The following is a 19,244-nucleotide window of genomic DNA, read 5'->3' on the forward strand; positions in this document are numbered from 1 at the left end:
TCCGCTTGTCAGAAGGCGCCCCTCGCTCAGAGGGGCGCCTTTTGCATGGCCTTCGCGTAGCGGTCCGTGACCCGAGACTGGACCAGCTTCGCCACGGGGTTGCCGAGGCGGACCCACCACTTCGCCGGGCGGCTGAACGCCTTGATCTCGAACCACACCTCGCCGCCGGGCCCGACGCTCAGCAGGAACGACTCCTCGCCGGTCTCGACGTGCCCGGGCAGCGTGCCGAAGCCGAACCCGTACCGCTCCGGCTCGTCGACGATCCACACGATCAGGCACGGCACCCAGAGCCGCAGCGCCCCGACCCCGATCCCGGTGGAGAACCGGCCGCCGAGCGTGACCCGGTCCTCGTCGCTGCGCAGCCGGAGACCGGCGCCGCGCTGGGGCTGCCAGCGGGCCAGGGCGGCCGCTGCGGCGGCGAAGGCCTCATGGCCTTGTCCCACCCTCACCCGGCGGTGCACGTGGTGGTAGCCGGGCGGCAGGGGGCCTTCGCGGGTCGCGCCGACCTCGGGGTAGGTGACGTTCACGCCGTCGAAGGTAGCAACGGCGCCAGCGCCACCACGATCGGCGCGTCGGCGGGAAGCCATGGGACCGTGTCGAGCTCGTCGCCGGAGAGCCAGCGCAGGTCGCTGTGTTCCAGTGGAACGGGTGTCGCCCCGTTCACCAGCCGGGCGAGGTAGACCTTGAGGATCGCGGCGCCGCCGAGCATCGTGATGTCGGCGCCGACCCGCGCGCCGACCTCGACGTCGACCCCGAGCTCCTCCTGGCACTCCCGGACGAGCGCCTGCTCCTCGGTCTCCCCCGGATCCACCTTCCCTCCGGGGAACTCCCACTTTCCGGCCATTTCGGGCGGCAGGGCGCGCTCACAGGCCAGGACGCGACCATCGGAGATGATCGCGGCGCCGACGATGATCCTTGGCATCAACCGTTCGGTCTGCACGGGTGACCAGGGTGCCAGATCGAAATGAAGTTCCGGTTGCGGGCTCTGCCCTGTTGTTCACCAGACGAGGGAAATGTGGCCGTGGACAGATCCACCAGTCGCCCAGCAGACTTGCAGACACCGTTGATGACGGGCAGGCTTCGAAACGGCCACAAGCCGGCAACGATGCCGCGGGAGGGTAGGTCGTTATGCGGGCAAGGCGAAGCGAACAGCACCGTGACTATCTCAGCGACGCGCTGGGTTTATTGCAAGGCTGGACGCACGACGGCGAAGAGATTCGCCGGACACTGCACTTGGACGATTCCCAGCATGCGGCACTGACCGAGCGCATGAAGATCGTCGCCGACGCGCTCCAGGTGCGCCCCGACGTGCGCCGCCTCGACGGCCGCACCCAGATCCGCCTGCGCGTCCCAGGCATGACGGACCTGTCCCCCGGCGAAGTGACCCTCGCGGCCCGCATCGAGGACCTCTACCGCACCATCATCGCCGGCGCCGCCTGATCCGCCTGATCGCCGGGTACAGCTGGACGGCAGCGTCAGTACTCGCCCTTGATGACGAAGAACGAGCCGCGGATGGTGCCGGCGAGCTTGGAGCGCTGGCGGGCGAACTTGAAGCGGTCGGCCAGCTCGGACGGGACCTCCATGCCGTCGGAGAGCTTGAAGCCGACGGCCCGCTTGCCGCCCGCCTCGAGGGTGTAGAGCACGTTGACCGACAGGCCCGACTCGTAGAAGACGTAGGTCCAGCGGACGCCCTCGACCTCGAAGGCCGACACCTCCAGCGGGCGGGAGCCGATGACGAGGTCCCGCTCCTCCTGCAGGATGCGGTGCACGTAGGCCACCGCGTCCTGCGCCGCCGGCGCCGGCTCGACCGTGAACACGTGGTCGTACTTGTTCCGGAAGTAGCGGGCCTCGTTGGCGCGCAGGCCGGCGAGGGCCTCGGCGACCGGTGAGGACTCCAGGCCGGTGGTGGAGACGGTCTCGAAATCGACGACGTACGACACCTGCGGCCCCTAGACGTTGAAGCGGAACTCGACGACGTCGCCGTCCTGCATGACGTAGTCCTTGCCTTCGATGCGGACCTTGCCGGCGGCCTTGGCGGCGTTCTGGGAGCCGGCGGTCATCAGGTCGTCGAAGCTGACCACCTCGGCCTTGATGAAGCCGCGCTGGAAGTCGGAGTGGATGACGCCGGCGGCCTCGGGGGCGGTGGCGCCGATCGGGACCGTCCAGGCGCGGGTCTCCTTGGGGCCGGCGGTGAGGTAGGTCTGCAGGCCGAGGGTGCGGAAGCCGACCCGGATGAGCTGGTGCAGGCCGGGCTCGGGCTGGCCGATCGACGCCAGGAGCTCCAGGGCCTCCTCCTCGTCCAGGTCGGTGAGCTCCGACTCGATCTTCGCGTCGAGGAAGATCGCCTCGGCCGGGGCGACCAGGGCGCGCAGCTCGTCCAGGAAGGCGGGGTCGGCGAGGCCGGTCTCGTCGACGTTGAAGACGTACAGGAACGGCTTGGCGGTGAGCAGGTGCAGCTCCTGCAGCTCCGCGACGTCGATGCCGGCCTTCGCGGCGCCCGCGTAGAGGGTGGTGCCGCCGTTGAGCAGCTCGGCGGCGGCCTTCGCGGCGGCGGCGACGCCGGCGCGCTGCTTCTGGACCTTCGCCTCCTTCTCCAGGCGCGGCAGGGCCTTCTCGATCGTCTGGAGGTCGGCGAGGATCAGCTCGGTGTTGATCGTCTCGATGTCGTCGGACGGGGAGACCTTGCCGTCGACGTGGACCACGTTGGGGTCGGCGAAGGCGCGCACCACCTGGCAGATCGCGGAGGCGTCGCGGATGTTGGCGAGGAACGCGTTGCCGCGGCCCTGGCCCTTCGAGGCGCCGCGCACGAGGCCGGCGATGTCGACGAACGAGACCGGCGCCGGGATGATCTTCTGCGAGTCGTGCAGCTCGGCGAGCTTGCCGAGCCGGGCGTCGGGGAGGCCGACGACGCCGACGTTGGGCTCGATGGTCGCGAACGGATAGTTCGCGGCGAGCGCGTCGCCCTTCGTGAGCGCGTTGAACAGGGTGCTCTTGCCGACGTTGGGCAGGCCGACGATCCCGATGCTGAGTGCCACGCGTAAAAGCTACAGGTCAACCTCGACCCAGACCGCACCGTGGTCGGACGCGGCATGCCGGGCGCTGGTGATCTCGGGGTACGCGTCCCACAGCCGCGGCCGTTTCACGTTGGACGGCGTGCCCCACAGGCCGCGCCGGAAGACCCCGCCGCCGGTGACCCGCGCCGCGAGCTCGGGCGACAGCAGGATGTAGTCCAGGCGGTTGCCGATCGTGCACGACTGGAAGCTGCCGGGCCGCTCGTGGTCGCGGTCCAGCGGGTCGTACAGCTGCGAGAAGGCCGGCAGCGAGTAGGCGTCGACGAGCGGGGACTCCGGGCCGAGCAGCGGGCGCAGCGAGGGGTGGTCGGGGCGCTTGTTGAAGTCGCCGACGACCGCGACGAACAAAGCACCCCCGGCCCGGAGGCGGTCGTAGATGGCCCGGACCTCGGTCGCCTGGCGCGTGCGGAGCGGATCCGGGTCGCCGCTGGTGAAGGACTGGCTCTTCAGGTGGTTGAGCAGCAGGTACAACACCTCGCCGCTCGGCAGCAGCAACCGGTACACCGGACAATCACGGCTGAACAAGCGCCGGTCGGAACCCGGATCGGGGACATCGACGTGGCTGCGGACCCAGTCGATCTCGATGCCGTCGACGCAGAACAGGCCGACGTCGATGCCGCGGGGGTCGTTGCCGTCGACGAGCATGGCGTGGCCGTACCGGCCGCCGAGCAGCTCGTCGTTGAACTTCACCAGCGAGGGGCGGCTCTCAGCCTCCACGACGCAGAGCACGTCGGCGGCCACGTCGGCGACGACCCGGGCGGTCATCCGGGTGGCGACCTCGTCGACCGGGTCGACGATGAGGTCGACCCAGCCGTTCCAGGACGACCGGCCGGTGGCGACGACGTGCGGCTCGGCGTCGGCGGGCGCGGCGAGGAAGTCCCCGCGGTTCTCCCGCAGCACCGCGAACGCGTCGCCGAACAGGTCGGGGTTGGCCCGCCGGCCGGCCCGGGTGCGCACGAAGACCCGCAGCGTCTCCAGGGCGTCGAGCATCGCGGCCTTGTCCTCGTCGGAGTAGACGGGGTGGGCGGCGATCCGGTTGAACGTCTCGTACGCCGACAGCGCCGGCTGGCCCTTCGCCGGGTCGGCCGGGTCGAGCGCCCGGGCCCGGGCGAAGAGGTTCTCCACGTTGTACGTCGCCAAGCGCATGACCACGGACCGTAGCAACGCGCTCGCGGACCCACAGTCGGCAACCCGTCGTATCCCCCGGTGACCGGGAGTTACCGCAGCGTGATCCCCGCGCCCGCGGTGAGGGCGGCGAAGGCGCGCGCCGCCCGGCCGAACCCCGCGGGGCCGGTCTTCGCCGCGTCGGGGCCGTCGGCGAGGTGCGGCTCGAGCGACGCGAAGCCGGTCCAGCCGTCGTCGCGCAGCGCCGTCACCGTCTGGAGCAGCTCGCCGTCGCCCTCGCCGGCGGGCACCACCGCGCCGTCGGCGGACCGGGCGTCCTTGACCTGCAGGTACTCCAGATGCGGCCGCAACATCGCGTAGCCGTCGCTGAACGGGCGGACGCCGACCTGCACGAAGTTGGCGTTGTCCCAGGCCACCCGCAGTGCGGGCGAGCCGACCGACTCGATCAGGTCCAGCACGCGGGCCGGCACGTCGCCGTAGACGTCCTTCTCGTTCTCGTGCAGGAGCACGACCTGCTCGCGCTCGGCGAGGTCGGCGAAGGCCCGCAGGCGGCGCAGCACGGTGTCGCGGGTCGCCTCCACCGCGACGCCCGGCGGCCGGTAGAAGGAGAAGAGCCGCACGTACCGGCTCCGCAGGCGCCGGGTGAGCGTGATGACGGCCCGCAGCCGCGCCAGCTCGGCGTCCGGGTCACCGAAGACGTCGGTCTTGCCGATGGGCGACGCGACCGCCGACACCGCCACCCCGGCGGCCGCCAGCGCGGCGGCGAGGCGCGTGGTCAGCTCGTCGTCGAAGTCGGCCACGTTGACGCCCCAGGCGCTGCGGACCTCGATGTGCGACGCGCCGACCGCCCGCAGCACCGCCAGCTGCACGCGTGGATCGTCGTCGATCTCGTCACCGAACCCGGACAGTACCCACTCGACCATGCCGAACAGTATTCACTCACTAGGATTGTTCGACGTGGAGAAGGACGCCATCGCCAGGGCGGCCGTGCCGGGGACCGTGCGGGGCATGGTCGGGCAGCTGGCCACCCTCGGGCTGCCGGCGGGCGCGACCGTCATCGTCCACACGTCGCTGTCGCGGCTCGGCTGGGTCGCGGGCGGCGCGCAGGCGGTCGTGACGGCGCTGCTGGCGGCGATCGGGCCGGACGGCACGCTGGTCATGCCGACGCACTCGCGGCAGCTGACCGAGCCGGCCGACTGGGGCAACCCACCGGTGCCACAGTCCTGGTGGGCGGTGATCCGGGCGGAGACGCCGGCCTTCGACCCGCGCGTCACCCCGACCAACTTCATGGGGGCCGTGCCCGAGTGTTTCCGGCATTTTCCAGGTGTACGGCGCAGCGACCACCCGACGGTGTCGTTCGCCGCGCTCGGCCCGGACGCCGGACGGATCACCGAGGGGCACACGCTCGACGACGGCCTCGGCGAGGGCTCGCCGCTCGCGCGGCTCTACGAGGCGGACGCGTGGGTGCTGCTGCTGGGCGTCGGGCACGACAACAACACGTCGCTGCATCTTTCGGAGTACCGCGCGGCGTCCGCCTCGTCGCGGTGGCTCCGGCAGGGATCGCCGATCCTGGTGGACGGCGAGCGGCGCTGGGTCGAGTACCGGGAGCTGGCCGACGACACGTCGCTGTTCGAGCCGCTCGGCAAGGACTTCGCCGCGATCACCGGCGGGGAGCGGGTGGGGCCGGTCGGGTCGGGGACGGCGCGGCTGATGCGGCAGCGGGCGCTGGTCGACTTCGGCGCGATGTGGCTGTCACGCAGGGGGTCCGGCTGAGGTCACCGCGGGTCGGACCCCCTGCGTGACATGCGTCAGGCCTGGGCCAGGGGGTTGGTGCTGGGGTCGTCGTAGCGGACGGTCTCGAACGTGCCGTCGCCGTCGGTGTCGGTGACCGTCACGTCGCTGTCGCCGTCGCCGTCGGCGTCCTGCGAGACGGAGTCGGCGACGCCGTCGAAGTTCTCGTCCTTGACGTCGGTGTCGATGACGCCGTCGCCGTCGGTGTCCGCGACCACGCGGTCGACGAGGCCGTCGCCGTTGGCGTCCAGCGCCGCGACGTCGATGCGGCCGTCGCCGTCGGTGTCGGTGAGCACCGCGTCGAACGAGCCGTCGCCGTCGAGGTCGACCATCCTGGTCTCGAGCGTGCCGTCGCCGTCGGTGTCGAGCGCGATCTGCTCGAGCTGGCCGTCGTTGTCCTTGTCGTACCCGGCGGCCTCGGCGTCGCCGTCGTGGTCCACGTCGACGGCGTAGATCGTGGCGCCGTCCTGGCCCTCGAGCGTGATGATCTCCGGCTCGCCGTAGGCGGCGCCCGCGTCGCCGGCCTCGCCGAGCTCGCCGGTGGCCGGGTCGGTCTCGTAGTCGCTCATGGTGCTATCTCCATCTCGGCTGGGGGCCGTCGGTTTTCTCGGTGGTGGGATCAACTTAGACAACCCGCGGGGCAGGTGAATCCCGCAAACGTGCCAGTGGCCGGTTCGGAACCTGACACGCCTTCGACCGGGCCGGACACCGAGGTCCGATTTCCGCCAGCCGCTCGACGGACCTGCGGGGGAGGATAGGTGGCATGGAACTGGACTTCGACACCTGTCGCAGGGCGGCGATCAGCCGCGACGCGCGGTTCGACGGGGTCTTCGTGACCGCGGTCAAGTCGACGAAGATCTATTGCCGGCCGTCCTGCCCGGCGATCACGCCGAAGGCGGAGAACGTGCGCTTCCTGCCGACGGCCGCGGCGGCGCAGCGGGAGGGCTTCCGGGCGTGCCTGCGCTGCCGGCCGGACGCGGCGCCCGGCTCGCCGGAGTGGGACGTGCGCGGCGACGTGGTCGGCCGGGCGATGCGCCTGATCGCCGACGGCGTCGTCGACCGGGACGGGGTTCCCGGCCTGGCGGGGCGCCTCGGGTACACCGAACGGCACCTGCACAGGATGCTGACCGCGGAGGTCGGGGCCGGCCCCCTCGCCCTCGCCAGGGCGCAGCGGGCACAGACGGCCCGGGTGCTGATCGAGACGACCCGGCTCGGGCTGGCGGAGATCGCGTTCGCGGCCGGGTTCGGCAGCGTGCGGCAGTTCAACGACACCGTCCGCGAGATCTACGGCCGCACGCCGTCGGACCTACGCGTGCGGCGGACGCAGCCGTCGCTCGATCCGGGTGTGGTGTCCGTACGGCTGCCGTTCCGGGCGCCGCTGCACGCCGAGGCGCTGCTGTCGTTCCTCGGCGACCGGGCCATCGAGGGCATCGACGAGCGGGTCGGCGACTCGTACCGGCGAAACCTCCGCCTGCCGCACGGCACCGGCACCGCGGAGCTGCGCCCCGAGGAAGGGCACGTCGCGGCCACGCTGCGCCTTACGGACCTGCGCGACCTGGCCCCGGCGGTGGCCCGCTGCCGCCGCCTCTTCGACCTCGACGCCGACCCCGCGGCCGTGGACGCCGTGCTGGGCGACGACCCGCTCCTGGCGCCTCTGGTGTTGAAGGAGGCGGGTGTACGGGTGCCCCGCGCCGTCGACGGGTTCGAGATCGCCGTCCGCGCGATCGTCGGGCAGCAGATCTCGGTCGCGGCGGCCCGGACCGTGCTGCGCCGGCTGGCGTTCTCCACCCCTTCGTCCCTGCTGGAGCTGCCGGACACCGCCTTCCCGATGCCGGCCGCCAGACGGCGCACGCTGCGCGCGCTGGCGTCCGCGGTGCTGGACGGGCTGAGCCTCGACGGCGACGGCGACCGCCTGGAGACCGTGGCCCGCCTGAAAGAGATCCCCGGCATCGGCGACTGGACGGCCTCCTATGTGGCGATGCGCGCCCTCGGCGACCCCGACGCGTTCCTGCCCACCGACCTGGGGGTGCTGCGCGGCGCGCGGGCCCTCGGCCTGCCCGACGACCCCCGATCCCTGGCCGCGCACGCCGAGCGCTGGCGACCGTGGCGTTCCTACGCCGCCATCCGACTCTGGAGGATTCTCTGATGTTGTACTCCGTTTCAGCCACTCCCGCCGGTCCGCTCACGATCGTGGTGGACGGCGACGGCGCGGTGCTGGCCAGCGGCTTCACCGCTTCGCTCGAGGAGCTGTCGCTGTTCGTCGAGGTGGGTGCGTCGCGGCAGGTCGGCGACGTCGGCGACGCGCAGAAGGCCGCGCGGTCCTACCTGGACGGTGACGTGCACGCGATCGACGAGGTCGTGGTGCGCCAGCGTCCCGGCGGCGAGTTCCTCACCCACGCCTGGGACGTCCTGCGGACGGTGCCGGCCGGCGCGCCCGTGACCTACAGCGAGTTCGCGGTGCTCTCCGGCCGGCCGCCGGCGATCCGGGCCGCCGCGCAGGCCTGCGCCCGCAACGCGGCCGCCCTCTTCGTGCCGTGCCACCGGGTGCTGCGCACCGACGGGACCCTCGGCGGGTTCCGCTGGGGCCTGCCGGTCAAGCGGTGGCTGCTCGATCATGAGGCTTCTGTCGCTTAATTGACAGTTTTGTCTTCTCAACTGCGTGAATGGCGGGGTTCACGTAGGCGATCTACCGTGGACTGGTTCGTTCGTGGGAAGATTCTCGTCACGCTGCGGATCTTTTCCATTGCTGCGGGCGTAGATCGCTTAGAAGAGGGCCGATGACTGGCGGACGATGGAGTAGCCAGACCCGATTCACCGTCGTGCTCGTCGGGCTCGCCCTGGTCGCACTGGGCGTGCTCACCACGATGCAGTTCCGCAGCACCGCCGGCGCCGCCGCCCTCGTGGCGGCCGGCGTCCTGGTCGGGCTCGCGGGACTGTCCGGCGGCACGATCGTGGTCCGCTCCGCGGACCGTGAGGAGCGGGTCGCCTCCGCCGGCAAGGCCCAGCTCGAAGGCGACGCCGAGGGGGCGTACGACCGCTTCGTCCAGCTCATCCGCGGTCACGCCCCACAGGCGATCGCCTACCACGAGGGCGCCAACGCGGCGCTGTACGAGGCGGCCGGGCGCGAGGGGCAGAAGCTGCAGCCCGTCTTCGGCTACTTCCTCGGGCCGATCGCCATGTCCGAGTCGCACATCATCGTCGACATCCGGGCCGGCACCGGGTTCTCCATCGCCCGCATGCAGAGCACGTATCAGGCGCTGCTGGTCGGCCAGACGGCCGCGTTCCGGGCGGCGCTCGTCATCGTCAACGCCTCGCCCGACGACTCGATCCTGAGCTCGGTCCGGCAGCTGAGCATCGCGCTGGACCGGCCCGTCATGGCGGTCGCGTGGCGCCTCGGCGACCACAGCGACGGCATCTCCGACGCGATCGTCTCGCTCAAGCGGGAGCTGCGCCGGCGCGGCCTCGAGTCGCCGATCGAGGTGCCCGAGGTGGTGCAGCAGCAGGCCGCGCCGGCCTCGCACCCCGCGGACAGGTTCGTGCCCGAGCGGTTCTCGCCCGACTCGTTCGAGCCCGAGCCCGATCCGTACGTGGACGACGAGATCTTCGAGCCGCAGCAGGCGGTGCGGATCCCCACGCGGGCGCCGGCTCCCCCGCCCGCTCCCCCGCGGCCGCCGGTCATGCAGCCGCCGGCGTCCACGTTCGGCACGGCGGCGCCGGTGTTCGGGCCGTCGATCCCGGCGCAGCACTCCCCGACCTCGTCCCATGCGGCCACGCCGCCGCATGCGGCGGCCCCGCCTGAGCCGGACCCCGCTGAATGGCCCAGCCCGGAGCCGCGGCGCCGGCCCTCCCCCGCGCCGCGCGTCTACGACGACTCGGCGACCTGGCAGCGGGCGACCGACCTGCACTGGCGGGGCCAGCTGCAGGAGGCGAAGGAGGCGTACGGGGAGATCGTCGACGCCCGCGCGCACGCCCTCGGCTGGGACCACCCCGACACGCTCACCGCCCGGGACCAGCACGCGACCGTGCTGCGCGACCTGGACCGCCTGGCCGAGGCGCTCGTCGAGTGCGACGAGGTGCTCACCGCGCGGATGCGCATCCTCGGCGAGGACCACCCCGACACGCTGACCAGCCGCAGCCACCTCGCGACGATCTACCACCAGCTCGGCGACCTGACCCGATCCGAGGGCGAGCACCAGCGGGTCCTGGAGGCGCGCACCCGCGTCCTGGGCAGCAACCACCAGGAGACGCTGATCTCCCGGAGCAACCTCGCCAAGGTGTACCAGGACATGGGCGAGCTCGACCGGGCGATCGACGAGCACAGCACCGTCATGCGGGCGCGGGCGCGGCTGCTCGGGCCGGAGCACCGCGACACGCTCATGTCGCGCAGCCTGCTCGCCTCCGCGCTGCACCACGCGGGGCGGCTGCAGGAGGCGGAGCAGGAGCACCGGGCCGTGCTCGGCAGCCGGCTGCACCTGCTCGGGCCGGTCCACCTCGACACCGCCGTCTCGCGGCACCGGCTCGCCAGCGTGCTGCACGACCTGGGGCGGCTGGACGAGGCCGTGACCGAGTACCGGGCGGCGCAGTCGGTGTATGCGCAGCTGCTGGGGGCGAGCAGCCCGTTCGCGCGGGCGGCGGCGTCGGATCTGGCGCTCGCGGAGCGGGCGGCCAGGGGCACTCAGGGAAGCCGGTACTGAGCCTTTCAGAAGTCCCCGCCGAGGTCGTCTCCGCCTCCGAAGTCGTCCCCGCCTGCGAAGTCGCTTGCGTCCCCGCCGTCGTAGCCTTGGTCCCCGCCGTCGTAGCCCTGGTCTGCGCCGGCGTCATAGCCCTGGTCGAAGCCCGCGTCATAGCCTGAGTCGCCCCACGCCGGGCTGAACAGCGCGTCGAACACCAGCAGCGACCCGACGCCCCACGCGCCCGCGACCAGGGCCGTCTTCCACCACGGCTCGGAATACCAGCCGGCCGGCACGCCGCGGCCCGCCACCTGCCCGCCTGGGTAGTAGTACGGGGTGGCGTCGCCCGGGTGCGGACCGGCCCGGAACCGGTGCCCCTGCACGTCGACCTCGCGCTCCTTGGTGAGCTGCCCCGCGCGGGCGCCCGCGAGCGGCGGCAGGTCCGGTCCGGGGTCGATGCCGAGCGCGACCCGGGCCGCCCGCACGTACGCGAGGCCTTCGAGGGCGGTTTCGCGGGCCAGCTCGTACTGGCGGACCGACGTCGAACGCTCCAGCTGCGCGCCGGCGGCGGTGTAGCGCTCGCCCGCGTCGACGAGCGCCTGCCGCACCGCGGGGGTGTCGCCGGAGAGGTTCATGACCTGGCCGCCGAGCCGCTCATACCAGCGGAGGGCGTCCTCACGGGCGTCCGCCTTCTTCCGGTTGCCCGCGGCGACGAACGCGGCGACCGCGGCGACCGCGGCCACCAGCAGGACGGCGAGGACGATCCACGTTCCCATGACTTCGACGGTACCCATTTTCTGTCGTACCCCTCGTGCATGCTGGTAGCCGTGGAACTCGTGCTGATCGTCATCGGGCTCGCCGCCGGCGCCGCGCTCGGCTGGTTCGCCGCGCGGTCACGCGCCGCGGTCGATGTGGCGAAGCTGGAGGCCACCCTGCAGGCGACCCGCGACGGCGAGGCCCGGCTCGAGTCGTCGCTGCGCTCCCTCACCTATGAGGCCCGCGCCCAGACACAGGACGCGGTCGCCGACGCCGTCGCCCCGCTGCACGACGCCCTGCTGCGCTATGAGCGCCGCGTCGCCGACCTGGAGCGCGACCGCGTCGGCGCCTATGAGTCGCTGCGCGAGCAGGTCCGCGCCATGCACGACGTCTCCGGCGAGCTGCGCACCGAGACCCGCCAGCTCGTCTCCGCCCTGCGCGCGCCGCAGATCCGCGGCCGCTGGGGCGAGCACCAGCTGCGCCGCATCGTCGAGGCCGCTGGCATGCTGGAGCACTGCGACTTCGACGAGCAGGTCACCGCCCCCACCGACGGCGGCGTCGTCCGCCCCGACCTCGTGGTCCGCCTGCACGGCGGCCGCCAGGTGGTCGTCGACGCCAAGGCCCCGTTCGAGGGTTATCTCAGCGCCATGGAGGCCCGCGACGAGGCCGGCCGCACCGCCCACCTGCGGCAGCACGCGAAGCACCTCCGCGGCCACGTCGACGCCCTCGCCGCCAAGTCCTACTGGGCCGCCTTCGAGCCCACCCCCGAGTTCGTCGTCCTCTTCATGCCCGCCGACACGTTCCTCGACGCCGCCCTCCAGCACGACCCGACCCTGCTGGAGCACGCGTTCACCCGTAACGTCGTGCTCGCCACCCCGGCCACCCTCGTCGCCCTGCTGCGCACCATCGCCTATGCGTGGCGCCAGGAGTCCCTCGCCCACAACGCCCTGGCCGTCCACCGCACCGGCCGCGAGCTCTACGCCCGCCTCACCACCATGGGCGATCACTTCGCCAAGGTCGGCACCGCCCTCGGCACCGCCGTCTCCTCCTACAACAAGGCCGTCGGCTCCCTGGAGGCCCGCGTCCTGGTCAGCGCCCGCCGCCTGGCCGAGCTCGGCATCAGCGCCGACCCCCTCCCCACCCCGTCCCAGGTCGAGCTCACCCCCCGCCACCTCCAACCCCAGGACTCCTCCGACTCCTCGGGTTTCTCGGGCTCCTCCGACCAGCCCACCCCTTCGCACCCGTCGGACACCTCGCCGCCCTCACAGCTGCCAGACCCCTCGCACCTGCCTACCCCCTCACAACTGCCGGGCTCTTCGCAGCTGCCGCACACCTCGCCGCTGCGGGACCCCTCACACTTGCGGGACTCCTCGCAGGTGCCGCACCCCTCGCAGGCCTCTGCCGGTCCCCGCCCCACCGACCCGAGCTCGTTCCACGGCTCCCGGGAGCCCTTCGTCCCGCAGCACAGCAACCACGCAACGCCCACCAGACCTGAACGACCGCACGCCCCCCAGCAACTCCCCGAGTCGGAGTACGAGATCCTGCTCGCCGCCCTCCGCGAAGACCCACCCCAGTAGCAGGCCAGGACACCCGCGGCCACCACCGGTCGCCTCCCGAACCGCCAACCGCCACCGCATCCGGCCAGCCGTCCCGGCCCACCACGCTCCCGCCCCGGACCCGCCAGCCGACGTGCCCGCCAGCCAACAGCACGACACCAACCCACCACGCCAGCCCATCGGCCCCAGCCGTCGCCGCTGGCCCGGCCCCACCACACCCCTCCGCCCGGACTCACCCACCGGCCAGCCAGCAAAGACAACACCCGCAACCCACCCATTCACGGGCGCGATTCCCCGCTGAGCCCACTCCCCAACACCAACGCGACCGAACAGTTCCTCCGAGTCGTCGGCATGAGCTGCCGCGAGCAACGAGCACACCCAACGCCCCACAGCTGCTGTTCACCGCCAACCCGCGCCGCCACACCCTCCGTCCGGATCCGCCTGGATCTGCCGGGCAGCACACACAACACGCGCAACCCAACAACCACCCATGAGCCCAGCGGTCCCCGCCACCCGCCTGCGCAGCACCGGTGCGACAGAGCGTCCTCCAAGCCGCCGTCAGCAGGAGTGGCCGAAAGCAACGATCACGCCCAACACACCTGCAGCCGCTGTCCACCGACGATCCGCCTCCACCACACCTTCCACCTGGACCCGACCCGGCGACCTGTCAGCCAACACGACTTCCGCAGGCCACACGGCACTCCGGCCACCGATCGTCCCGGACCTACGCACCTGCCGCCCGGGCCGCCAGCCAGAGGGCACCGACACCCACATGGGACGCGGCAGTCCCCGCCGACCCATCTGGGGAGCACCAGCGCGACGGAGTGCTGTCTCGCACGACGCCCTACGCCCGCCGCCGGCCCGTCGTGCCACGATGCTGAACTCGCCAACGAGCGACCCCTGGTGGCTGCGCATTGTCGGCGCGCTGGACCTGGTGTTCACTGCCAGCGTCCGGCCCCTCAAAGCGGCTGGAGCGCCACACCGGCGGCGCTCAGGTCAGCCTCGCCGTCGGCTACGGCTGCCGCCGGAGTCATCGCGGACCCGAGGTGCTGTCCAACCGACACCAGGGCCTCATGATCCCCGTGCAGTTCTCGTGGGCTCGATTGGTCGGGCGCTGATCTCGGTCTTCCGCGTTGATCGAATTGCAGTTCTGGTCGCCATCACGGCCAGAACTGCCATTCGATCAACGGGCAGGTGGAGGCTCACCCGGACCACCGCGGTGGGCGACCACCGGATGCGGCGCGCATGCGCCGCTTGGCCTGCCTCGCGTCTCGGCGTGCGCAGTGCGTCGCGGAGCGGCGCATTGGGGTGCGGGTGAGAATCCCCGCCGGGCCCCGCCGCGGCAGCGGTGGGGGGAATTACAGCGGGGACTACAGCTCAGCTGCGGTCCGTGGTGAGGCGGGCGCGGGCGTTGTCGAGCCAGCGTTGGCAGATGGTGGCGAGTTGTTCGCCGCGTTCCCAGAGGGCCAGGGATTCCTCGAGGGTGGTGCCGCCGGACTCGAGCTTCTCGACGACGGTGGCGAGTTCGGCTCTTGCCTGCTCGTACGACAGGTCGGTCACTTGGACTCCTTGGTCAGGAAGAGCACCGAGTCGGTGCGGCGGTAGCCGACGCGGCTGTAGACGCGTTCCTGGGCGTCGCCGCCGGGGGTGAGGAAGACGAGGGTGGCGCCTGCCGCGTGGGCGGCGCGGGTGAGGTGGGCGGTGACGGCGGCGCCGATGCCGCGGCGTTCGAACGCGGGGCGGACGGCGATGCCGGCCACCTCGCTGATGCCGTCCTTCACCGCGACCGCCGCGCCGCCACCGACGGGCTCGCCCGACAGGGTGCGGGCCAGCACGCGGACGCCGCCGGAGGTGCGGGCCTTCTCAAGATGGGCGGCGCTCGGCGGGGGTTCGCCGAAGGCCTCGTGCTGGGCGGTGAGCAGGTCGCGCAGTTCGTCGTCCGTGACGGGGGTGACGAGCTCGATGTCCGGCGGGAGGGGCAGGTCGGCGACGGCGCCGGGCGGGCACTCCATCAGGGGGAGGCGGTCGGTGACGGTGAAGCCGGCGGCGACCAGGGCGGGCTCGACCAGCGGGGCCAGGCCCGGCAGGTACTCCAGGCGGGGTGTCCGCGACCGGGAGACGAAGGCCTCCTCCAGCGCGGCGATGTCCGCGGGGGTCGGGTCGGCGCCGGCGGACGGGATCGCGTAGTTGATGTACACGAGGGGGTCGTGGGGGCTGATGGTCACCGTGAACGGGCCGGCGGGCACGACCTCGCGGCCCGCGGAAGCGCTGGCGAGCAGGTAGTCCTGGATCCGTTGCGACATGTCAGCCCTCAGAGTTGCCGGAGACGGTTCCGGAGACGGTGGCGGTGAAGGAGGACGACGCGACGCGGACGCGGACCTCGTCGCCTGGGGTGACGTCGGCGGCGGCGCGGACCACGGCGCCGTCCGGGCGCTGGACGATGGCGTAGCCGCGCTCCAGGGTCGCCAGCGGGGAGAGGGTCCGCAGGCGGGCGAGGGTGTGTTCGAGCTCGGTCGACGCCCGGTCGAGGCGGTGGTTCAGGTTGCGGGTGGCCCGGTCGCGCAGCTGGGTCACGTCCGACGCGCGGTGCTCCACCATCGTGAGCGGACGGGCGAAGACGGGGCGGGAGCGGATCGCGTCGAGGCGGTGCTGCTCGCGGTCGAGCAGGCCGGACATCGCGCGGTCCAGGCGCTGCTTGGCCTGGCCGATCAGGCGGAACTCGTCGGCGAGGTCGGGCACGACGCGCTTGGCCGCGTCGGTGGGGGTGGAGGCGCGCACGTCGGCGACGAAGTCGACCAGCGGCACGTCGGTCTCGTGGCCGACGGCGGAGACGACCGGGGTCCGGCACGCGAACACGGCCCGGCACAGCGCCTCGTCGGAGAACGGCAGCAGGTCCTCGGTGGAGCCGCCGCCGCGGGCGAGGACGATGACCTCGACGGTCTCGTCGCGGTCGAGGACGGCGAGGGCGTCGATGATCTGCGGTACCGCGGAAGTCCCCTGCACGGCGACGTTGATGACCCGGAAGTCGACGGTCGGCCAGCGGCGGCGGGCGTTGGTGAGGACGTCGCGTTCGGCGGCGCTGGCCCGGCCGGTGATCAGGCCGACCTTCGACGGCAGGAAGGGCAGCCGGCGCTTGCGCGCCCGATCGAACAGGCCTTCGGCGGCGAGGAGCTTCTTGAGCTGCTCGAGCCGGGCGAGCAGCTCGCCGAGGCCGACCTGGCGGATCTCGTCGGCGCGGAGGCTGAGCGAGCCGCGGGCCGCGTAGAACTCGGGCCTGGCGTGCACGACGATCCGGGCGCCGTCGCTGAGGCCGGGCGCGCCGAGGTCGACGACGTCACGGTTGGTGGTGACGGTGAGGCTCAGGTCCGCCGACGGGTCGCGCAGCGTGAGGAAGACGGTGTTGGTGCCCGGGCGCCTGGTGATCTGCGCGACCTGGCCGTCGACCCAGATCCAGCCGAGCTTGCCGATCCACGCGCCGATCTTCTGCGAGACGACCCGGACGGGCCAGGGCGAGTCGGAGGTCGACGACGGAGCGTCAGTAGTCACTGAGACACCCTAGCCGCGCAGGTACGCGAGAACCGCCCGCACCCGGCGGTGGTCGTCCTCGTCGGGGGGCAGGTCCAGCTTGGCAAGCAGGCTGTTGATGTGCTTCGAGACGGCCGCCTCCGACACCACGAGCGTGCGGGCGACCGCCGCGTTGGACCGCCCCTCGGCCATCAGCGCCAGGACGTCGCGCTCGCGCGGGGTGAGCCGCTGCAGCGGGTCGCGGCGGCGGCCCAGCAGTTGCATCACCACCTCCGGGTCGACCACGGTGTGCCCGGCCGCGACCCGGTCCACCGCGTCGACGAACTCGGCCACGTCCCCGATGCGGTCCTTCAGCAGGTACCCGACGTACCCGTTCCGCCCGGAGTCCAGCAGCTCGGCCGCGTACGTCTGCTCCACGTACTGGCTGAGCACCAGCACCGGCAGGTTCGCAAAGGTGGCCCGCAGCGCGATCGCCGCCTGCAGCCCCTCGTCGGTGAACCCCGGCGGCATCCGCACGTCGGTGACCACCAGGTCGGGTGGTGCGGCATGGACCGCGGCGACCAGCTCGTCGGCGGTGCCGACGGCGGCGACGACCTCATGGCCGAACCGCCGCAACAGGCCGGCGATCCCCTCCCGGATGAGAATCCCGTCCTCGGCGATCACGACCCGCACGGAAGCTCCACGTGCACCACCGTAGGCCCTCCGTGCGGGCTGGCGAGCGCGACGGTCCCGCCGACGGCCGCGACCCGGTCGACGAGCCCGGCGAGTCCGGTGCCGCGCGCCGGGTCGGCGCCGCCCCGGCCGTCGTCGCGGATCTGCACGGTGAGGCGGTCGAACACGACCGACGCGACGACCCTGGCCCGCCGCGCGCCACTGTGCTTGGCGACGTTGGCGAGGGCCTCGACGACGACGAAGTATGCGGTCACCTCGACCGGCTCCGGCAGCCGGGCGGGCAGGGCGATGTCGACGTCGACGGACAGCGGGGCGCGGTCGGCGACCTCGCGGACCGCCGCAGCGAGTCCACGGTCGGTCAGGATCTTCGGGTGTACGCCGCGGATCAGCTCCCGCAGCTCGGCGAGCGCCTCTTTCGCGAGGTCGTGCGCGCGGCGTACCGGATCCGCGGCGGGCGAACCGTCGGGCAGCTCCAGGCGGGCCAGGCCGAGCTGCATGCTCAGCGCCACGAGCCGCTGCTGCGCGCCGTCGTGCAGGTCACGCTCGATGCGGCGGCGCTCGACCTCGAACGCGTCGACCAGCCGCGCCCTGGACCTGGTCAGCTCCACCAGCCGGGGGTCGTCCTCGGCGCGGGGCCCCAGGATCGACCGGGTGATCGCGGCGCGCGCGCCCGCCCAGGCCGTCACCGGGTACAACATGATCACCGTGAGCGCGAGGCCGGCGACGCTGCCCAGGAGCGTCCACCCCAGCGGGGTGTCGTCGATGTAGAGCGGGCCGCAGAGCAGCGCCGTGACCGCCCACACCACGAACGCGACGACGAGCGAGTCGAGCCAGCCCAGGATCGCGCAGATCACGATCGTGTACCCCAGCTCGCGCCAGGTGACCCCCTCCCGCAGCCGGGTCGTCACCCACGCGCGCAGCCCCGGCTCCTCGACGGGCCGGTGCAGGTCGGGCAGGTCGACGGCGTCGACGAGCCGCAGCCGCCACCGCTCGACCTTGGCGACGAAGACGCCGGACAGCGCGAACGCGAGGAACCCGGCGATGCCGACCACGAACAGCGTGAGGATCACCCCGAACGCGAGCAGGCCGAACAGCGCCGCCCCCAGGACCACCCCGAAGAGACCGCCGCTGCCGAGGTACAGCAGCGACCGCCACGGCCACGAGGACGTCAGGAACTTCATGGGTGGCAGCGTCAGCGACTCCAACGCGGATCGGACCGGCACCCAGGTGACGCTACCGACCGCGCTGCCCGGGCACGGTATGGCTGGCGTTACCTTCGACTGTCGCCGCAGCGCGACTGTGCCGGGGCCGGCGAAACGGTTGGCTCGACAGCGTGACGACGACATTGCAACTGCGCCAGGCCGTCGAGCTGCACGCGGTCACCCGCCGGTACGGCGCCGGCGAGCAGGCCGTGACCGCCCTCGACCGGGTCTCCGTCGGGTTCGCCCCGGCCAGCTTCACCGCCGTGATGGGCCCCTCGGGCTCCGGCAAGTCCACGCTGCTGCACTGCGCGGCCGGCCTCGACCAGGTCACCGACGGCCGCGTCCTCGTCGACGGGGTGGAGCTCGGGCCGCTGCGGGAGAAGGCCCGCACGCGGCTGCGGCGCGACCGGATCGGCTTCGTGTTCCAGGCGTTCAACCTGGTCGCGTCGCTGACCGCGGCGCAGAACGTGGAGCTGCCGCTGCGCCTCGCCGGCCGCCGGGCCGAGCCGGGGCAGGTCGACGCGATGCTCGCCGAGGTCGGGCTCGCCGACCGGGCCACCCACCGGCCGGGTGAGCTGTCCGGCGGGCAGCAGCAGCGGGTCGCGATCGCCCGGGCCCTCGTCACCAGGCCGGTCGTGGTGTTCGCCGACGAGCCGACCGGGGCCCTCGACGCGACCGCGTCCCGGGAGGTGCTGCGACTGCTGCGGGCCGCCGTCGACCGGCACGCCCAGACGGTGGTCATGGTGACCCACGACCCACTCGCCGCCGCGTACGCCGACCGGGTCCTCTTCCTCGCCGACGGCGTGATCGTCGAGGACCTGCACGAGCCGCGCGGCGCCGAGCACATCGCGACCCGCATGGCGGCGCTGTCATGAC

General features: G+C 72.6%; 19 protein-coding genes and 1 pseudogene. 7 read left to right on the top strand and 13 right to left on the bottom strand.

What is annotated here, in order from left to right; all coding sequences use genetic code 11:
• Nucleotides 1–26: 26 nt before the first annotated feature.
• Together ABD332_RS21310 and ABD332_RS21315 are read right to left on the bottom strand one after the other, a co-directional pair.
• Complete coding sequence (locus tag ABD332_RS21310; protein WP_344503754.1) at nt 27–527, bottom strand: DUF1990 domain-containing protein; 501 nt, start codon at nt 525–527, stop codon at nt 27–29.
• Nucleotides 524–922 carry a (deoxy)nucleoside triphosphate pyrophosphohydrolase gene (locus tag ABD332_RS21315; RefSeq protein ID WP_344503755.1) on the bottom strand — a complete coding sequence of 133 codons (399 nt, stop codon included), beginning with the start codon at nt 920–922 and terminating at the stop codon, nt 524–526. The genes ABD332_RS21310 and ABD332_RS21315 overlap by 4 nt, the downstream gene beginning before the upstream one ends.
• 206 nt (nt 923–1,128) lie before the next feature.
• Here ABD332_RS21315 and ABD332_RS21320 point away from each other — a divergent pair, with 206 nt between their 5' ends.
• On the top strand, nt 1,129–1,440 hold the full coding sequence (locus ABD332_RS21320; RefSeq protein ID WP_344503756.1) for a 4a-hydroxytetrahydrobiopterin dehydratase: 312 nt from the start codon (nt 1,129–1,131) through the stop codon (nt 1,438–1,440).
• A gap of 35 nt (nt 1,441–1,475) precedes the next feature.
• On the opposite strand, the gene ABD332_RS21325 is transcribed toward ABD332_RS21320, so the two are convergent.
• The 4 genes from ABD332_RS21325 to ABD332_RS21340 all read right to left on the bottom strand — a co-directional run bounded on the left by ABD332_RS21325 (nt 1,476) and on the right by ABD332_RS21340 (nt 5,119).
• On the bottom strand, nt 1,476–1,940 hold the full coding sequence (locus ABD332_RS21325; protein WP_344503757.1) for a phage tail protein: 465 nt from the start codon (nt 1,938–1,940) through the stop codon (nt 1,476–1,478).
• Between the two features lie 9 nt (nt 1,941–1,949).
• On the bottom strand, nt 1,950–3,035 hold the full coding sequence (ychF, locus tag ABD332_RS21330; protein WP_344503758.1) for a redox-regulated ATPase YchF: 1,086 nt from the start codon (nt 3,033–3,035) through the stop codon (nt 1,950–1,952).
• Nucleotides 3,036–3,044: 9 nt separating this feature from the next.
• The gene (locus ABD332_RS21335) at nt 3,045–4,217 is read right to left on the bottom strand and encodes an endonuclease/exonuclease/phosphatase family protein (RefSeq protein WP_344503759.1); all 1,173 of its coding nucleotides are present in this window, start codon (nt 4,215–4,217) and stop codon (nt 3,045–3,047) included.
• Between the two features lie 71 nt (nt 4,218–4,288).
• Entirely contained in the window at nt 4,289–5,119 is an 831-nt protein-coding gene (locus tag ABD332_RS21340) for a sugar phosphate isomerase/epimerase family protein (protein WP_344503760.1), read from the bottom strand.
• A 34-nt stretch (nt 5,120–5,153) separates the two neighbouring features.
• Between ABD332_RS21340 and ABD332_RS21345 the strand changes: the two genes are divergently transcribed.
• Complete coding sequence (locus ABD332_RS21345) at nt 5,154–5,969, top strand: AAC(3) family N-acetyltransferase (protein WP_344503761.1); 816 nt, start codon at nt 5,154–5,156, stop codon at nt 5,967–5,969.
• A 35-nt stretch (nt 5,970–6,004) separates the two neighbouring features.
• On the opposite strand, the gene ABD332_RS21350 is transcribed toward ABD332_RS21345, so the two are convergent.
• Complete coding sequence (locus tag ABD332_RS21350; protein WP_344503762.1) at nt 6,005–6,556, bottom strand: hypothetical protein; 552 nt, start codon at nt 6,554–6,556, stop codon at nt 6,005–6,007.
• Between the two features lie 194 nt (nt 6,557–6,750).
• Here ABD332_RS21350 and ABD332_RS21355 point away from each other — a divergent pair, with 194 nt between their 5' ends.
• The 3 genes from ABD332_RS21355 (at nt 6,751) to ABD332_RS21365 (ending at nt 10,681) form a co-directional block, all read left to right on the top strand.
• Nucleotides 6,751–8,133 (top strand): AlkA N-terminal domain-containing protein, encoded by a 1,383-nt coding sequence (locus ABD332_RS21355; protein ID WP_344503763.1) that lies wholly within the window; start codon nt 6,751–6,753, stop codon nt 8,131–8,133.
• Nucleotides 8,133–8,621: a methylated-DNA--[protein]-cysteine S-methyltransferase gene (locus ABD332_RS21360; RefSeq protein WP_344503764.1), complete on the top strand. Its 489-nt coding sequence runs from the start codon at nt 8,133–8,135 to the stop codon at nt 8,619–8,621. Before ABD332_RS21355 ends, ABD332_RS21360 begins: the two co-directional genes overlap by 1 nt.
• 143 nt (nt 8,622–8,764) lie before the next feature.
• The gene (locus ABD332_RS21365; protein ID WP_344503765.1) at nt 8,765–10,681 is read left to right on the top strand and encodes a tetratricopeptide repeat protein; all 1,917 of its coding nucleotides are present in this window, start codon (nt 8,765–8,767) and stop codon (nt 10,679–10,681) included.
• Between the two features lie 5 nt (nt 10,682–10,686).
• Here the strand turns inward: ABD332_RS21365 and ABD332_RS21370 are convergent, their stop codons facing one another.
• On the bottom strand, nt 10,687–11,433 hold the full coding sequence (locus tag ABD332_RS21370; RefSeq protein ID WP_344503766.1) for a hypothetical protein: 747 nt from the start codon (nt 11,431–11,433) through the stop codon (nt 10,687–10,689).
• Nucleotides 11,434–11,472: 39 nt separating this feature from the next.
• Here ABD332_RS21370 and ABD332_RS21375 point away from each other — a divergent pair.
• Nucleotides 11,473–12,645: pseudogene (locus ABD332_RS21375) on the top strand (DNA recombination protein RmuC); the annotation flags it as partial.
• Between the two features lie 1,701 nt (nt 12,646–14,346).
• Here ABD332_RS21375 and ABD332_RS21380 read toward each other — a convergent pair.
• Genes ABD332_RS21380 through ABD332_RS21400 form a run of 5 tightly spaced genes read right to left on the bottom strand, consistent with a single transcriptional unit; the run spans nt 14,347 to nt 18,347 of the window.
• Nucleotides 14,347–14,529 (bottom strand): exodeoxyribonuclease VII small subunit, encoded by a 183-nt coding sequence (locus ABD332_RS21380; RefSeq protein WP_344503767.1) that lies wholly within the window; start codon nt 14,527–14,529, stop codon nt 14,347–14,349.
• The gene (locus tag ABD332_RS21385) at nt 14,526–15,272 is read right to left on the bottom strand and encodes a GNAT family N-acetyltransferase (protein ID WP_344503768.1); all 747 of its coding nucleotides are present in this window, start codon (nt 15,270–15,272) and stop codon (nt 14,526–14,528) included. Before ABD332_RS21385 ends, ABD332_RS21380 begins: the two co-directional genes overlap by 4 nt.
• Nucleotide 15,273: 1 nt before the next feature.
• On the bottom strand, nt 15,274–16,515 hold the full coding sequence (xseA, locus tag ABD332_RS21390) for an exodeoxyribonuclease VII large subunit (protein WP_344503769.1): 1,242 nt from the start codon (nt 16,513–16,515) through the stop codon (nt 15,274–15,276).
• A 9-nt stretch (nt 16,516–16,524) separates the two neighbouring features.
• Complete coding sequence (locus tag ABD332_RS21395) at nt 16,525–17,166, bottom strand: response regulator (RefSeq protein ID WP_344503770.1); 642 nt, start codon at nt 17,164–17,166, stop codon at nt 16,525–16,527.
• A complete protein-coding gene (locus tag ABD332_RS21400; protein ID WP_344503771.1) occupies nt 17,154–18,347 on the bottom strand; it encodes a sensor histidine kinase in 1,194 nt (397 codons plus the stop codon). The genes ABD332_RS21395 and ABD332_RS21400 overlap by 13 nt, the downstream gene beginning before the upstream one ends.
• Before the next feature lie 152 nt (nt 18,348–18,499).
• Here ABD332_RS21400 and ABD332_RS21405 point away from each other — a divergent pair, with 152 nt between their 5' ends.
• Nucleotides 18,500–19,243: an ABC transporter ATP-binding protein gene (locus ABD332_RS21405; protein ID WP_344503772.1), complete on the top strand. Its 744-nt coding sequence runs from the start codon at nt 18,500–18,502 to the stop codon at nt 19,241–19,243.
• The last annotated feature ends 1 nt before the right edge of the window (nt 19,244 follow it).

Origin of the sequence: Dactylosporangium maewongense, assembly GCF_039531485.1 — a bacterium.
GTDB classification, from domain to species: domain Bacteria; phylum Actinomycetota; class Actinomycetes; order Mycobacteriales; family Micromonosporaceae; genus Dactylosporangium; species Dactylosporangium maewongense.

Coding starts and splice junctions, on each gene's coding strand:
- ABD332_RS21315 (WP_344503755.1), bottom strand. CDS start 922: ATGCCAAGGATCATCGTCGGCGCCGCGATCATCTCCGATGGTCGCGTC.
- ABD332_RS21400 (WP_344503771.1), bottom strand. CDS start 18,347: ATGAAGTTCCTGACGTCCTCGTGGCCGTGGCGGTCGCTGCTGTACCTC.
- ABD332_RS21340 (WP_344503760.1), bottom strand. CDS start 5,119: ATGGTCGAGTGGGTACTGTCCGGGTTCGGTGACGAGATCGACGACGAT.
- ABD332_RS21365 (WP_344503765.1), top strand. CDS start 8,765: ATGACTGGCGGACGATGGAGTAGCCAGACCCGATTCACCGTCGTGCTC.
- ABD332_RS21335 (WP_344503759.1), bottom strand. CDS start 4,217: ATGCGCTTGGCGACGTACAACGTGGAGAACCTCTTCGCCCGGGCCCGG.
- ABD332_RS21370 (WP_344503766.1), bottom strand. CDS start 11,433: ATGGGAACGTGGATCGTCCTCGCCGTCCTGCTGGTGGCCGCGGTCGCC.
- ABD332_RS21385 (WP_344503768.1), bottom strand. CDS start 15,272: ATGTCGCAACGGATCCAGGACTACCTGCTCGCCAGCGCTTCCGCGGGC.
- ABD332_RS21320 (WP_344503756.1), top strand. CDS start 1,129: ATGCGGGCAAGGCGAAGCGAACAGCACCGTGACTATCTCAGCGACGCG.
- ABD332_RS21350 (WP_344503762.1), bottom strand. CDS start 6,556: ATGAGCGACTACGAGACCGACCCGGCCACCGGCGAGCTCGGCGAGGCC.
- ABD332_RS21360 (WP_344503764.1), top strand. CDS start 8,133: ATGTTGTACTCCGTTTCAGCCACTCCCGCCGGTCCGCTCACGATCGTG.
- ABD332_RS21355 (WP_344503763.1), top strand. CDS start 6,751: ATGGAACTGGACTTCGACACCTGTCGCAGGGCGGCGATCAGCCGCGAC.